This is a genomic window from Streptomyces sp. NBC_01549, assembly GCF_026339955.1.
Lineage (GTDB): Bacteria > Actinomycetota > Actinomycetes > Streptomycetales > Streptomycetaceae > Streptomyces.
This window is the reverse complement of record NZ_JAPEPW010000001.1, coordinates 4,066,117-4,081,532: the sequence shown is the minus strand read 5'-3', so window position 1 is coordinate 4,081,532 and position 15,416 is coordinate 4,066,117. Positions and strand designations below refer to the sequence as shown.

Genomic DNA, 15,416 nt, shown 5'->3' with positions numbered 1-15,416 from the left:
GAGCAGAATGCCCCGCTTCAGCATCATCGTCCCCACCCATGGAGTCGCCGGGCGACTGGCCCTCGCACTGGACTCGGTCCTCGACCAGTCCTTCGGCGACTTCGAGCTGATCCCGGTCTGCGACGGGCCGGACTCCCCGGCGAGCGAGGTAGCCACCGGGTACGCCGCGCGGGACTCCCGGGTCGCCCCGGTCCACTCGCCGCCCACGGACGGATTGAGCGGGGCACGCAACACCGGGATCGGGGCGGCGAGCGGCACGTACCTGCTCTTCCTCGACGGCGACGACGTCCTGATGCCGGGCGCGCTGGCCGCCCTGGACCACAGACTCCAGGAGGAGTCCGAGGAGGCGGACGTCCTCTACTTCGGGCACGAACGCGTCCACTGGTGGGACGTCGGGACCAGCACACCGCCACTCCCGAGGACTCCGGAGGGGGTCTTCACCCCGGACCGGGCGCCGCAGCTGACCGGGGCGGGCCTTCCGGCGTGGAGCGCGGCCTACCGCCGGGCGTTCCTGCGTGAGCGGCGCCTGACCTTCCCCCAGGGACATTTCACGGATCTCGGCTGGGGCGGCCTGGTGACGGTCGCCGCCGAGCGGGTCGCGGTGCTGCGCCAGACCGTCGTACGGCATCGGCTGCGCCGGCAGGGCAGCCGCTTGAACACGCCGGGCGAGCACCAGTTCCAACTCCTCGACCAGGTCGACCTGGTGCTGGCCCGGGCGGCCGAGCGGAGGCTGTCCGTGGAGCGGTCACGGGCGCTGTTCGGTGACCTCTTCACGGTGGTACTGAAGTCGGCGGCCCATCCGAAGCGGCTTCCGCCGCACCGGCGCCGGGCCTTCTTCCGGCGCGCGGGCCGGCTCTACCGGCGCCACCGGCCCGCCGGGTTCCGGCCGCCGCCGGGCCGGATCGGGGTGCAGTACCGGCTCCTGGCGGCCGGGGCGTACAGCGCGTTCCGCGCGCTGCGCTGCGTCAGCCGGCGGATGACGAGGGCGGGGACGGGGGTCTCCCCCGGCCGGGCGAGGTCGAGCGCTTGGGGGAAGCTGCCGCTCTCCCGCCTGCTGAGCGCCCGTGCGCTGTACGCCGCGCGGCTGCGCCTTCCCCTCGACGAGAACCTCGCCGTGTACTGCGCGTACTGGGGCCGTGGCTACGCCTGCAGCCCGGCCGCGATCCACGCCAAGGCCCTCGAACTCGCCCCGCATCTGCGCTCGGTGTTCCTGGTCGAGGCCGACGCGGTGGACCAGGTCCCGGACGGTGTCGACCACGCGGTGATCGGCAGCCCGCGCGCCTGGGAGGTGCTGGCCCGTGCCAAGTACCTGATCAACAACGCCAATTTCGCGGACGGTGTCGTCAAGCGGCCCGGCAGCGTGCACCTCCAGACCCAGCACGGCACACCGCTGAAGACGATGGGCGTCGACCAGTCGACGTATTCGATCGTGGCCGCCGCGACCGGCAGCTTCGCCAAGCTGCTGGCCCGGGTGGACCGCTGGGACTACAACCTCTCCTCCAACCGGCACTCCACCCAGATCTGGGAGCGGGCCTTCCCGGGCACGTACGAGGCCCTGGAGTACGGCTATCCGCGCAACGACGTCTACTACACGGCGACCGCCGACGACGTGGCCCGCGTCCGCGCCCGGCTGGGCGTCCCCGAGGGCAGGACCGCCCTCCTCTACGCGCCCACCCACCGCGACTACAGCACCGGCTTCGAGTCCCGGCTCGACCTGGAGGCCTTCTGCGAGGAGATCGGCGACGAGTTCGTCGTGCTCCTGCGCGCCCACTACTTCTACGACGAGGGCAGGGGCAGAAGCAGCGGCCGGATCATCGACGTGACCCGGCACCGGTCCTCGGAGGACGTCTGTCTGGCCGCCGACGCGCTGATCACCGACTACTCGTCGATCATGTTCGACTACGCCAACCTCGACCGCCCGATCGTCGTGTACGCGGACGACTGGGAGGTCTACCGGGAGACGCGGGGCGTCTACTTCGACCTGATGGAGGCGCCGCCGGGCCCGGTGGTGCGCACCCCAAAGGAGCTCGCGGGGGCCTTTCGCGACCGCACCTACGCGGACGACTCCTCGCGGGCCCTGCGGGCCGCGTTCCGTGAGCGCTTCTGCCAGTTCGACGACGGGCAGGCCGCCGAACGGGTGGTCCGCAGAGTGCTGCTGGGCCAGCCGCCCGAGGCGATCCCCGCGGTGATCCCCCTCCTCGAACGCCTTCCGGCCCCGGCCGCGTCCACCCTTGTGAGGAGCTGACGTGCCCCGCTTCAGCGTCATCGTCCCCGTCTTCAAGGTGCAGGGCTTTCTGCGCGAGTGTCTCGACTCGGTCCTGGGGCAGTCGTACACCGACATCGAGGTGATCGCGGTCGACGACTGCTCGCCGGACGGCTGCGGCGCGATCCTCGACGAGTACGCGGCCCGCGATCCGCGCCTGCGGGTGCTGCACCTGCCGCAGAACGTGGGCCTCGGCCGGGCCCGCAACGCCGGCATGCCGTACGCGACGGGGGACTTCCTCCTCTTCCTCGACAGCGACGACACCCTCACGCCGGGCGCCCTGCGTGCCATGGCCGACCGCCTCGAGGAGACCGCCGACCCCGATGTGCTGGTCTTCGACTACGCGCGCACCTACTGGTGGGGCGGAACACGCCGCAACGTCCTCGCGCAGGTGCTGGCCGAGGGCGGCGACGGCTGCTTCACTGCCGCCGAACACCCGGAGATCCTCGACCTGTTGATGGTCGTGTGGAACAAGGTCTACCGCCGTGCGTTCGTCGGGCGGGAGGGCTTCACCTTCCCGCCCGGCTACTACGAGGACACCCCCTGGACCTTCCCGGTCATGCTGAGCGCGGAGCGGATCGCCACCCTGGACCGGATCTGTCTGAACTACCGGCAGCGCCGCCAGGGCAACATCCTGTCCACCACCAGCCGCAAGCACTTCGACATCCACGACCAGTACGAGCGGGTCTTCGCCTTCGTCGACTCCCGCCCGTGGCTGTCGAGCTGGCGCCCGTATCTGCACCGCAAGATGGGCGAGCACTGTCTCGACATCCTCGCCAAGCCGGACCGGCTGCCCGCGTCCGACAAGGACGAGTTCTTCCGGCGTACGGCCGCGCTCTTCCGCAAGCACCAGGGCGGCGGCCCGGTGCCGCGTGAACTGCGCGTGCTGCAGGGCGGTTACGTGGCCTACCTCGCCCGGCGGCAGTCCGGCCGTCTCGGCGCGGAGCTCGGGCGGCGCCGGCTGCAGGTGCGCAAGGCGGCGGCGACCAGGGTCAAGAGCGGCTGGTCCGCGGTGCACGAACGCCGGCCGCTGGACCCGGACCTCGCGGTGTACTCGGCGTTCTCGCACCGCGGTGTGCTCGGCGACCCGGGCGCGATCTACCACGCGGCGCGTGAACTCGCCCCGCACATCAGGGGGGTGTGGGTGGTGCGCGGGGACCAGGTGCCGCTGCTGCCGCCCGGCGTCGAGTACGTCCTGCCGGACTCGCTCGGCCACCGCCGGGTCACCGCCCGCGCCACCTACCTGATCAACAACGTCAACTGGCCCGGCACCCAGGTCAAGCGCGAGGGCAGCGTCCATGTGCACACCCACCAGGGCACCCCGTTGAAGTACATGGGAGCCGACCTGCTCGACAAGCCCGGCGCCCGGCACGGCTTCGACGTGCCGCAGATGCTGCGCCGCGCCGACCGCTGGGACTACAGCCTGGTCGCCAACCGCCACTCCGAACTGGTCTGGGACCGCGCCTACCCCTGCCACTTCACCTCGCTGCGCACCGGCAGCCCCCGCAACGACGTCCTCGTAAGGGCGCTCCCCGAGCACGGTGCGGCGGTCCGCGCCCGCCTCGGCATCCCGGCCGACCACCGAGTGGTGCTGTACGCGCCGACACGCCGCGACTACGTCCGCGGCGGGCTCGTCGACCGCATCGACCTGGCCCGGTTCGCCGACGACCTCGGCGAGGGCCACACCCTCCTCGTACGGCTGCACCCCTCTCTCACGGACGGCCCCTCCCGCGGGATGGGCCTGTCGGAGCTGCACCGGCGAGGTGTCGTCCTCGACGCGACCGACGAGCCGCACGTCGAGGACCTGATGCTCGCCTCCGACGTGCTGGTCACGGACTACTCCGCCCTGATGTTCGACTACGCCAACCTGGACCGGCCGATCGTGATCCACGCGGACGACTGGGGCGCCTACGCCGCGAGCCGGGGCGCGTACTTCGACATCACGGCCGACGCGCCGGGCCATGTGGCGGGCTCCTACCGGGAGCTCGCGCGGCTGTTCGCGTCCGGGTCCTGGCGCGACCAGGAGTCGGCACGGCTGCGGGCCGGGTTCCGGGCGCGGTTCTGCGCGTTCGACGACGGGCGGGCCGCCGAGCGGGTGGTACGGACGCTGATGCTCGGCGAGCGCTTCGAGGGCCCGGTGCCGGTGGCGGTGGTGCCCGCGCAGGCGGGACACGACGCTCTCACGTCGTCGTGAGGGCCCTCATGACCGTCGTCGGCCTGTTCACGAAGCCGCGTCCGCCCCGGTTCTGGGTTCTCGCCCTGGCCGCTGTCTTCGCCCTGCTCCAGCTCGCGAACGTCACCGGCCGGGACACCCCCGACACCAAGAACTACCTCTCGTACGCGCTCAGCCTGCGCGGCGCGAGCAAGCACGAGGCGGCCGCGGCCACGATCGACTACGCCTGCGCCGGCCGGGCGTCCATCGCGCGCCGCGACCAGAGCGTCAACGTCGTCCACTTCCGTGAGCCGAGCCCCGCCCGGCAGGTCGTCGAGGAGTGCCGGCGCCACCAGTGGGGGTGGGTGTCGAGGCGGCTGAGCGCCGGGCAGACGACGGGCCACACCGTGCCGTTCATACCGCCGCGCTTCATGCGGATCTTCGAGGCGCGGCCCGGATATCCGGCGTTCCTGGTCCCCTTCATCACCGTTCTCGGCGTGAAGTGGGGCGTGTGGACGTCGAGTGTCCTCATCACGGTCGCCGGGGGCGTACTCGCCTTCCTGGTGCTGCGCACCCTGCGCGCCCCCACCGTCGCGACCCTGACCGGACAGGTCCTCTTCTACGTCCTGCCGTGCGGCACGACCGCCATGCGGCCCATGACCGAGGGTCTGTTGCTGGCGCTGACACTGGCCGCGCTGTGGGGCTGCGCACTCGCCCTTCAGGGCCGGACGCGGGCCGCGACCGCGCTGGTCGGCGGGTCCCTGGCCGCGCTCTTCGCAGTCAAGCACTCGCAGGCGCTGTTCCTCGGGCTGTGTCTGGCGGGCGCCTGCGCGGTGCTGGGCGTCCGGCGCGGCGGGCTACGGCAACCGCTGCGCAGGCTCGCACGGCCGTTGCGGGAGGTGGGGGTGGTGGCGGCCTGCGGGGTCGCCGTCACCCTGCTCGCGGCGAAGGTGCTGGGCTACCCGTCCGAGTCGGAGTCCCTCCAGGACCTGCTCACGGCCCACTTCTCCCGGCCCGACCGCACCCGTCCGTGGCCGGAGTTCCTGAACCTGGAGGTCAACTTCTGGGTGGAGTGGCTGCGCCGCGAGCTCTGGGAGCCGTTCTTCCTGACGGCCCTGCTGGCCAGCGCCTGGGGCGCGCTGCGGCGGCGTCCGGACTTCGGGGTGTTCCTGGTCGCGGGCGCGCTCACCGGCGTCCTCAACCAGGCCGGACACCCCGACATCGACATCTACGGCGACCGGCTGATCGTACTGGCGTGGGTGCTGCCGGTGGTGGGGCTCCCGCTGTTGCTGGAACAGGTCGTACGGCCGCGGGTACGGGGGCTGGACACGGTGCCGGGGCCCCTTCGGACGGACGCGGAGCTGGACGCCGGAGTCGCTCGATGAGGTGAACGTCGGCAAAGCCGCCGACCACAGTGGGCATATACGACAAATGCTCCGAACAGCTCAGGCCGGCGTCGGCCTCCTCGTCCGACGGACCGCCCCCGGCGCGACCGCACTGCGTGGCGGCACCCCCAGGCGACCCACGCCCTACCAAGTCTTCGGCGGTCTGTTCTGGATGGTGATGTGCCTCGCCTCCTGGCGGGTGCCGATGTGCTGCGACTTCGGTCAGCACGCCGCGGTCGTCGAGCGCCTCAAGGCGAACCTCCTCCATCCGGCCCATCCGGTGGCGGACCTGCCGGGCGAGGGCAGCCCGTACTACTCGCCGTACACCGTGGCGCAGGGCGCCTTCGCCCGGCTGACGGGCCTCGCGGGCTGGGAGGTGGTCCGCCTCTCGACCCCGCTGAACCTGCTGGTGCTGCTGACGGGGATCGGCCGCTTCGTCCGCGTCCTGGCGCCCCGCCGTCCCTGGGCACCCGTGGGCGCGCTGCTCGCGATGGCGCTGCTGTGGGGTACCGAGCGGGCCTGGTCGAGCGGCTACCTCGGGCTGATGTCGATGGCGGGGAACCTCGGCTATCCGTCGACGTTCGCCATCGGACTCACCTTCTGGGCCTGGGCGCTCACGGCCACGTTCGCGGGAGGGCTCGGCGGCCCGGTCCGGTACGTCGGCCCGAGCGGGCTGCGGGGCCTGTCCGGGTACAAGGGGCTCGGCGTCCTCTACGGTCTGATCCTGCTCGTCCATCCGATCACCGCGTTCGCGGCGGCGCTCGGAGCGGTGGCGTTCGTGGCCGGATGGCAGCGGGGATGGCGGGCGGGCGTGGCGGCCCGTTGGGCGCTCACGGGGGCGGCGGCGCTGATGATCGCCCACCTCTGGCCGTACTTCGACGTCTTCACCCTGCCCGGGGATCACAGCATGGACGCGCTGTACCGGCGGCTGTACGAGGGGGTGCCCGGGCACTACTGGCTGGCGCTGATCGGGGTACCGGCGCTGTGGCTGCGGGCGCGGCGCTCCTGGCGGGACCCGCTGGTGCTGATGTTCGCGCTGGACTGTCTGGCGGTGGCGTACGGCTGGGTCAGCGGGCACTACACGTACGGCAGGATCCTGGGACTCGCGCTCGTGGCACCGCAGTTCGCGCTCGCGGTGGAACTGGCGGCGGCGCGGCCGTGGCCGGTGTGGCGGCGGGCCCTGGGGGCGGTGGCGGCCGTCGGCGCCTGCGTCGGTTTCCTCACGGTGCAGGCCGGTGCCGTCGTACCGCGTTCACTCGATCCGGTGAGTTTCGACCAGCCGCCGCGCTGGCCGACGTACGACTGGGCCGCACGGCACATCAAGCCCGGCGAGGTGGTGATCGCCGACGGGTACTACGCCGCCCATCTGATCGCGGGATACGGCCCGAACCTCGCCGCGCCCACGCGGCCGGACGCGGCGTTGGACGAGCGGGAGCGGGCACGGCGGCTCGCGGCCGTCCGGGGCTATCTCGACCCCGCGTCGACCCGCACCGAGCGTGCCGCCGTGGTGCGCCGCTATCACGTGCGGTGGCTGCTGCTCACTCGGGAGCGTCGGGTGCCGGAGGAGGCGACGGTGGTGGACTGGAGCCGGAGCACGGGTGAGGTGCTCGCGCGGGTCGCTCCGCGGGGTGGGCAGGAAGCCGCGGGTGATTCGTAGGGCGCGGGGTCGGCTGTGACTGGTCGCGCCCACGCGGCGGAGCCACACATGCCACAGCCCCGCGCCCCTGACGGGGCGCGGGTGCCGGGCGGCGTCACGAACTCCGGACCAACTCCGGACCGCTCGCTCCCGAACTACTCGACGACGAGCTCGACCGGGATGTTGCCGCGGGTCGCGTTGGAGTAGGGGCAGACCTGGTGGGCCTGCTCGACCAGCTTGCGGCCGGTGGCCTCGTCCACGGAGTCGGGAAGCTCGATGCGGAGCGTGACGGCGAGGCCGAAGCCCTCGCCCTGCTTGCCGATGCCGACCTCGCCGGTCACCGCGGCCTCGCTGACGTCGACCTTCGCAGCGCGGCCGACGAGGCCGAGGGCGCTGGCGAAACAGGCGGCGTAGCCGGCCGCGAACAGCTGCTCGGGGTTGGTGCCCTGGCCATTGCCGCCCATCTCCACCGGGAGGGCCAGCTGGAGGTCGAGCTTGCCGTCGGAGCTGACGGCGCGACCCTCGCGGCCGTGGGTGGCGGTGGCGACAGCGGTGTAGAGCGTGTCCATGGAGACCGTCCCTCTCAAGTCAAGGTCTTGCCGGGGCGGCCGGTCCGACCGCCTCACGGCCTCAATTAGAGCACGCAATTCAATTGTGCACAACTTAATGGCGGTCGAGCTATATTGGAGTCATGACCGCCATGCCGACGCCGAGCCCCCAGGCCCCGTCCGACGGGGACTACCTCCGTCTCGACCAGCAGATCTGCTTCTCCCTGAACGCCGCCTCGCGCGCCTTCGGGAGCGTCTACCGAGTGATCCTCAAGGACCTCGGGCTCACCTACCCCCAGTACCTGGTGATGCTGGTGCTGTGGGAGCACGGCGAGCTGCCCGTCAAGAAGGTCGGCGAGCATCTGCGGCTCGACTCAGGGACACTGTCTCCGCTGCTCAAGCGGCTGGAGACGGCCGGGCTGGTGCGACGGGAGCGCAGTGCGCTGGACGAACGCTCCGTACACGTCCACCTCACGGACGAGGGCACGGCCATGCGCGAGCGCGCGTTGCGGGTGCCGCGCCGGATCGCCGCGGCGACGGGCGCGGATCTGGAGGAGATCCGGGAGTTGCAGGCACGGCTGGATCGGCTGACGGCGGCGCTGGACGCGGCGGCGCTCGACCCCTCGGTCCTCGACTCGGCGGTCCTCGACTCGGCCGGAGCGGACGCCTTCTAGCGGTGGCGTGCGGACAGGTTCTGGCGGTGGCGTACGTACAGGCGAAGGGTGACGCCCCTGCGGACGATCCGCTCGCGCAGGGTGAAATCCTCGGCGAGTACGGCGCGTTTGGTTTCCTCGGTCGCGACCGAGGTGTCCGGATGCCAGTTCCGCCGGAACACGAACGGTTCGCAGATCAGCCACACCCGGTCGAGCCGGTCGAGCCGGCTGCGCAGTTCACGCGGGCCCACTTCCGTCCCGTACAGCGTCCCGGACGCTATGGCGGACGTCTTCAGCGCGACGTCCCGCACCGCGCGGAAGCCCGCCGGATAGGCCACCGCCGAACGGCGTGCCAGCGACGGCATGTACAACACCGCGTCGCCGGGCCGTAGTTCACGACCGGCTGCGGCGGAGACGGCGGCGAGGTTGTCGGGGCGGCGGTCGGGGTCCCGGTCCTCGCGGAGCAGGGGGAACTGGACGGTGAGGGCCAGGGAGACGGCGAGGACGCCGGCGAGGGTGACGAGGCGGGGAGCCGCTGCGCCCGGCAGCCGCGACACCCGCCGGGTCAGCCGGTCCGCCCCCGCCGCCGCCAGTAATGGCGCCCCCGCCAGCGCGTACAGCACATACCGCTCGTCGTACAGCGGCCGGAAGCGGGAGACCGCGATCAGGACCGTCGGCGGAACCAGCAGCAGCGGCACGGCGACCGCCGCGAGGGTCACCTCACCGCGTCGCGCGAACGGGCGCCACAGGGCGAGTGCGATCAGGAACAGGTAGGGCACGAACACCAGTTGGGCCTGCCCGAGGAACGCGTGCGCCAGGTCGTCCACGCTCTCGCGGTTCGGCACCGCCAGCCACGCCACCTGCGCCGACTGCCGCCGCGAGACGAGCGCGAGCGGCGCCAGGACGAGGACCGCGGCCCCCGCCGCGACGCCCCATCGCCACCACACCCGCCATGGCATCCGCGTCAGCGCCAGGGTCGCGCCGTGCGCGAGCAGGAGGAGTACGGCGAACTCGTGCAGCAGGCAGGTGACGGCGACGGTCACGCCGTACACCCACCAGCCCCTGCCCCCGCGCAGGGCCCTCACCAGGAGCAGCGTCGCCGCCGTCGCCCCAGCCTCGACGAGGGCGTACGAGCGACCCTCCTGCGCGAAGTGCCCGGCCAGGGGGGTGACCGCGTACAGCAGGCCCGCCCAGAGGCCGACGCGAGGGTTGCCCAGGCGGATCCCGAGGGCGGCGACGAGCCCCGTGGTCGCGGTGGCACCGACGACCGAGGGCAGACGGAGGGCGACCTCGCCGGGGGCGGGGAAGAGGACGAGATGCATGAACAGGTAGTACAGGCCGTGCACCGCGTCGACGTGGTGCAACAGATGCCAGATCTGCGGGACCGAGCGCCGCGCGACCTGGTAAGTGGCCGCCTCGTCGCGCCACATGCCCCCGCGGCCGAGCCTCCAGAGCCCGAGCGCGAGCATGACGACCATGGGCAGGACCACCGCGACGACCCGCGTCACGGGCTCGGCCGAGACCGCCGCGACCTCTTGACGGCCGGCGTCGGACCGTTTCATCAACACCCTTACCCCCACGTCCGATTTCTTACTATTAACTGACCTTCGTTGGCACTTGATGAGGTATCAGGTCTTGTGAGGCATCCGAGAGGCTTACGATCCGGCCTTGATGAGCGCTTACCTGAACCCCCGAGGCCGATCCCGCCACATCCCCCTCGCCGCTGCCTGGGTGGCGACCCGCGCCCTGATGCTGTGGCTGCTCGCCCACGACGACCTCCGCGTGCTGGGCAGCGGCGGGGTCTCCCGCGAGGTGAGTCACCTGTACTTCCGCTGGTACGGGACCCTGTCGCACGGCGCCTGTCCGACGGGTGACCGGCTGTGGCAGTACCCGCCGGGCGCGGGCCCCGTGCTCCTGGCGCCCGGGCTGCTGCCGGGCCTGACGTACCTGCACGCCTTCGTGGCCCTGACGCTCCTCGCCGACGCCGTGATCGCGCTGGCCCTGGCGCGCGTGGGCAGCAGACCCGGCCGCAGTCCGCGCGGCGCGGCACTGTGGACGCTGGGCCTGCCGTTGCTGCTGCACATTCCGCTCGCCCGCTACGACGTACAGGTCACGGCGTTCGCCGTCGTCTCCCTGCTCGCGCTGAAGCGCTCCCCGCGCGTGGGCGGCGCGTTCGCCGCACTCGGCGCCCTGGTGAAGGTCTGGCCCGCGCTCGCCCTCATCGGCACACCCCGGGGCCGTACGACCCGGGAGGCCTGGACGTCGGCGGTGCTCACCGCGGTCACCCTGCTCGCCGTCCTGGCCACGGCCTTCAGCAGCCCCTTCGACTTCCTGCGCCAGCAGGGCGGCCGGGGCGTGCAGATCGAGTCGCTCGGCGGCACGGTGCTCGGCTTCGCGCGCCGCGCGGGCTGGCCGGGCAGCGTGCGCTACCAGTACGGCGCGATGGAGTTCGTGGGCCCCCACGTCCAGACCGTCGCGACCCTCTCGCTCGCCCTGACGGCTGTCTCCTTCGCGCTCCTGCTGCTGTGGCGGGTGCGCGCGCGGCACTGGACGCCGGCGACCCCGTACGACGCCGCGCTCACCGCCGTGCTGATGTTCACGGTGACGAGCCGGGTGATCAGCCCCCAGTACATGGTGTGGCTGCTCGGTCTGGCCGCCGTGTGCCTGACCTCGCGGCACACCACGCAGCGCCCGGTGGCGGCGCTCGTCGTCGCGGCGACCGCGGTCAGCTCCTTCGCCTACCCTGCCCTGTACGGCGAGGTCGTCGACAGCACCTGGACGGGCTGTTTGCTCATGCTCGTCCGCAACGGTCTGCTGACGTCCGCGGCAGTCCTGTCCTTCACCCGGCTTTGGCATTCCGGTCTTCCCGTGCTCGTCGCGGATCAGCCGAAAAACGACGTCCCGAAGCGGAACCCGCACCCGATTCCTGTCGTCTTCCGGACCAGACACTAAGTACCTCTTAACGGAAAATTACTGTCAAGCCCTACGATTTCGTCCCGTGGATCCCATGAAACCTCATCACTCGCAGGTCTCTGTCGTCGTCATCGGTTACAACGACGCCGACCACGTGACGGACGCGGTGCGTTCGGCACTCGCTCAAGGCCCGGCCGTCCGGGAGGTGCTCGCCGTCGACGACCGCTCGACCGACGGCAGCGCTGACCTCCTCGACCGCCTCGCCGCCGACGAGCCGCGCGTGAAGGTCATACGCCGCGCGGAGAACAGCGGCGGCTGCGGCAGCCCCCGCAACGACGGGATCGACGCGGCGACCGCCCCGTACGTGATGTTCCTGGACAGCGACGACGTGCTGCCGCCGGGCGCCGTGGACGCGCTGCTCGAGGCCGCCCGGGTACAGCGCACGGAGGTCGCGGCGGGTCTGTGCGTACGCCGCGAACTGCCCTCGGGCCGGGAGGTCCCCTGGGAGCGCGACCTGTACGCGGAGCCCGCGCTGATCCCCCACCCGTCCCAGCGGCCCCGTCTGGTCCACGACACGCTGTGCGTCAACAAGCTGTACCGAACCGACTTCCTTCGTGAACACGCGATCCGCTTCCCCGAGGGCCGTCACCCGTACGAGGACTTCGTTTTCACCGCGCGCATGCTGGCCGCCGGGCCGCGCGTCGCGCTGATCCCCGACACGGTGTACGTGTGGCATGTGCGGCGCGGCGCCGAGCAGTTGTCGATCTCGCTGGACCGCGCGGACATCGCGAACTGGCGCTCCCGCACCGAGGCGCACCACACGGCCTACGAGATCCTGCTCGGCGCCGGTGAGAAACGGCTCGCCCGGGCCACCAACGCCAAGTTCCTCGACCACGAACTGCGCATGTACGCACGCGAGCTGGAGCTGCGCGACGCCGACTACCGGCGCGCCTGGTGGGAGCTCACGCGCACCTACCTGTCGACGTTCGACGCGAGCGACTTCACCGTCAACCCGACCGCCCCCGGCCGGCTGATCGCCCGTGTCGTGCTCGCCTCCGAAGAGCCCCGCGATCTGCCCCGCCTGAAGGAACTCGCCGCCCGCCCGGCCCGGTTGCTCCCGCCGTACGCCCGCGCCGCCGACGGCACGCCCGTCTGGTCGGACGACCTCCCCCAGGTCACCCTGGACCACTACCTGCAACGCCCCGCGCACGTGCTGCCCGCCGCGGTCGACGCGCAACTACGTCCCCGCGCCCGTACGGCACAGCTGCGGCTGCGCCTGCACGACCTGTACGGACGGCTCGCCGAGGCCGGACCGGCCTCGGCCGACGTGGAGTTCGTGCACCGGGACGAGGGGCGGATCGGGCTGAGCCGGCCGGTCGAGCTGACGCAGGACGCGGATCCGGCCACCTGGTCGGGCGAACTGCCGGTGGACCTGTCGGCGCTCGGCTGGGGCACCTGGGACCTGCGACTGCGGGTTCACTACCGTGACGGCTCGAGCCGGGACGTCACCGCGCACGCGGTCGGCGGCGCGGGCCTGCTGCGCCGTCGCGCGGTCCCGGACCTGCGGCACGGCGTCCTGCTGGTGCAGCCGTACCGCACCCACGCGGGGGCGCTGGCGCTGCGCCTGGCGCCCGGCTGGCGAGGACTGACCGACGTGGTACGCCGTCGGCTCAAGCGCCTGCTTCACTGATACGCGAGCGAGGCGACGCCGGTATCACCGTCGGCTCACCGACCTCACCGGCATCACCGACCTCACTGGCCGCGGTGTCCTCGGTGATCTCACCGAGGACACCGAGCTCACGCCGATCTCACTCACGAGGGGACGACCGTTCATGACCTGGCTGATCACCGGCGGCGCCGGCTACATCGGGGCGCACGTCGTGCGCGCGATGCGGGACGCGGGCGAGCAGGCCGTGGTCTACGACGACCTGTCCACGGGCATCGCCGAGCGGGTCCCCTCCGACGTACCGCTGGTGGTCGGCTCGACCCTGGACGCCGAGCTGCTGGCCCGCACGATCGAGGAGCACGCGATCACCGGCGTGGTCCACCTCGCGGCGAAGAAGCAGGTCGGTGAGTCCGTCGACCTCCCACTGCACTACTACCGCGAGAACGTCGAGGGCCTGCGGGTCCTCCTGGAGGTCGTGACGGCGGCGTCCGTCGGCTCCTTCGTGTTCTCGTCCTCCGCCGCGATCTACGGCATGCCCGACGTCAACCTGGTGACGGAGGAGACCCCGTGCGCGCCGATGAGCCCGTACGGCGAGACGAAGCTGGCCGGCGAGTGGCTGGTCCGCGCGACGGGCCGCGCCACGGGCCTGTCCACGGCGTCGCTGCGCTACTTCAACGTGGCGGGGGCGGCGACCCCCGAACTCGCCGACGTCGGTGTCTTCAACCTCGTCCCCATGGTCTTCGAGAAGCTCACGGAGGACGCGCCGCCGCGCATCTTCGGTGACGACTACCCGACGCCCGACGGAACGTGTGTACGGGACTACATCCACGTGGTGGACCTGGCGGAGGCCCACGTGGCCGCGGCCCGCGCCCTCGAGGCCTCGCCCGGACGGGACCTGACCCTCAACATCGGCCGCGGGGAGGGCGTTTCGGTCCGCGAGATGATCGACCGGATCAACGCAATCACCGGCTACGACCGTCCCCCGGTGACCACACCGCGCCGCCCCGGCGACCCGGCACGCGTCGTCGCCTCGGCCGACCGCATCGCGGTGGAACTGGGCTGGAAGGCGAAGTACGACGTCCAGGACATGATCACGTCGGCGTGGGCCGGGTGGGTGCGACTGCACCCCGGCGCGGCGCGCTCGTAGGGCTTGCCGGCCCTGGGCCTTGCCGGCCCGGGCCCCTGTCGACCTGGCGCTTGTCCCGCGGACACCTAGACGGAGACGGCCTGCGGGGTCCAGCTCTGGTTCCGCTCGGACTCCAGTCGGGGAAAGGTGACGCCGGTCAGTTCCTCGGAGGCCGCCCACAGGCGGACCGCGGACACCGGGTCGCTGGCCGCGGCCGAGCGCCCGACCAGGGTCGGTGCGCCGCGCATCTCGCCGAGCCCGTCGGGTCCGACGTAGCTGGCGCCGGGCAGGTCCTGTGTCGCGGCGTACAGCGTCGGCAGGGCGCCGGCCCTGTTGTCCTGGGCGACGAACCGGTTGCCCGCCGCCATCAGCGTGCGCCGCAGCACGCTGGCGTCCCGGCTCTGGAGATTGGTGGCGGCCCAGCCGGGGTGCGCGGCGAGGGCCCGTACGGACGAACCCGCGGCGGCCAGCCGGCTCTGGAGCTCCAGGGTGAACAGCAGATTGGCGAGCTTGGACTGGCTGTAGGCGGCCATGGGCGAGTACTCGCCCGCCAGGTTCAGGTTCTCAAAGTGGATGCGATTGCCGCGGGGCATCTTGTGCGCCCCCAAGGACACGGTGACCACCCGGTCGGTGATGTGCGGCAGCAGCAGGTTCGTCAGGGCGAAGTGCCCCAGGTGGTTGGTCCCGAACTGCATCTCGAAGCCGTCCTTCGTGCTGGCCTCGGGGATGTTCATGACACCCGCGTTGTTGATCAGCAGATCGAGTTCGCCCCGCCAGGACGCGGCGAACTCGCGCACCGACGCGAGGTCCGCGAGGTCCAGTCGGCGCACCTCGACACTTCCGTTGACGGTGAGGGCGGCGGCCTCGCCGCGCTTCGGGTCGCGTACGGCGAGGACGACATGGGCGCCGGCCCGGGCGAGGGCGTCGACGGTGGCGATGCCGAGCCCGCTGTTGGCGCCGGTGACCACGGCGGTACGGCCGCGCTGGTCACCGATGTCGCCCGCGTTCCACTTGCTGTTCTGGTCAGCCGAGTGCTTGGTAGCCATACATTGAATGTAGGCGTCGCCAACAATG

General features: G+C 71.9%; 11 protein-coding genes. 8 read left to right on the top strand and 3 right to left on the bottom strand.

Translation table 11 applies throughout. The features are described from left to right. Positions 1-7 precede the first annotated feature (7 nt). Genes OG819_RS18215 through OG819_RS18200 form a run of 4 tightly spaced genes read left to right on the top strand, consistent with a single transcriptional unit; the run spans position 8 to position 7,457 of the window. Complete coding sequence (locus tag OG819_RS18215) at positions 8-2,245, top strand: bifunctional glycosyltransferase family 2 protein/CDP-glycerol:glycerophosphate glycerophosphotransferase (RefSeq protein WP_266650347.1); 2,238 nt, start codon at positions 8-10, stop codon at positions 2,243-2,245. A gap of 1 nt (position 2,246) precedes the next feature. Further along, positions 2,247-4,457, top strand: coding sequence for a bifunctional glycosyltransferase/CDP-glycerol:glycerophosphate glycerophosphotransferase (locus tag OG819_RS18210; RefSeq protein WP_266650345.1), 2,211 nt, complete (start codon positions 2,247-2,249; stop codon positions 4,455-4,457). Positions 4,458-4,465: 8 nt separating this feature from the next. Then, complete coding sequence (locus tag OG819_RS18205; RefSeq protein WP_266650343.1) at positions 4,466-5,800, top strand: hypothetical protein; 1,335 nt, start codon at positions 4,466-4,468, stop codon at positions 5,798-5,800. A 46-nt stretch (positions 5,801-5,846) separates the two neighbouring features. Further along, a complete protein-coding gene (locus tag OG819_RS18200) occupies positions 5,847-7,457 on the top strand; it encodes a hypothetical protein (RefSeq protein ID WP_266650341.1) in 1,611 nt (536 codons plus the stop codon). Positions 7,458-7,591: 134 nt separating this feature from the next. On the opposite strand, the gene OG819_RS18195 is transcribed toward OG819_RS18200, so the two are convergent. Then, positions 7,592-8,005 (bottom strand): organic hydroperoxide resistance protein, encoded by a 414-nt coding sequence (locus tag OG819_RS18195; protein WP_266413497.1) that lies wholly within the window; start codon positions 8,003-8,005, stop codon positions 7,592-7,594. 122 nt (positions 8,006-8,127) lie between these two features. On the opposite strand from OG819_RS18195, the gene OG819_RS18190 reads away from it, so the two are divergent. Further along, positions 8,128-8,658 (top strand): MarR family transcriptional regulator, encoded by a 531-nt coding sequence (locus OG819_RS18190; RefSeq protein ID WP_266650339.1) that lies wholly within the window; start codon positions 8,128-8,130, stop codon positions 8,656-8,658. Here the strand turns inward: OG819_RS18190 and OG819_RS18185 are convergent. After that, positions 8,655-10,199 (bottom strand): glycosyltransferase family 39 protein, encoded by a 1,545-nt coding sequence (locus OG819_RS18185; RefSeq protein WP_266650337.1) that lies wholly within the window; start codon positions 10,197-10,199, stop codon positions 8,655-8,657. The genes OG819_RS18190 and OG819_RS18185 overlap by 4 nt on opposite strands. A gap of 109 nt (positions 10,200-10,308) precedes the next feature. Between OG819_RS18185 and OG819_RS18180 the strand changes: the two genes are divergently transcribed. The 3 genes from OG819_RS18180 (at position 10,309) to galE (ending at position 14,363) form a co-directional block, all read left to right on the top strand. Continuing rightward, a complete protein-coding gene (locus OG819_RS18180) occupies positions 10,309-11,589 on the top strand; it encodes a glycosyltransferase family 87 protein (protein WP_323138136.1) in 1,281 nt (426 codons plus the stop codon). Between the two features lie 55 nt (positions 11,590-11,644). Continuing rightward, positions 11,645-13,240, top strand: a complete 1,596-nt coding sequence (locus OG819_RS18175) for a glycosyltransferase family 2 protein (RefSeq protein WP_266650335.1) — start codon at positions 11,645-11,647, stop codon at positions 13,238-13,240. Between the two features lie 142 nt (positions 13,241-13,382). Then, the gene (gene galE / locus OG819_RS18170) at positions 13,383-14,363 is read left to right on the top strand and encodes a UDP-glucose 4-epimerase GalE (protein WP_266650334.1); all 981 of its coding nucleotides are present in this window, start codon (positions 13,383-13,385) and stop codon (positions 14,361-14,363) included. Between the two features lie 65 nt (positions 14,364-14,428). Here the strand turns inward: galE and OG819_RS18165 are convergent, their stop codons facing one another. Then, positions 14,429-15,388 carry an oxidoreductase gene (locus tag OG819_RS18165; protein WP_266650332.1) on the bottom strand — a complete coding sequence of 320 codons (960 nt, stop codon included), beginning with the start codon at positions 15,386-15,388 and terminating at the stop codon, positions 14,429-14,431. Between the last annotated feature and the right edge of the window lie 28 nt (positions 15,389-15,416).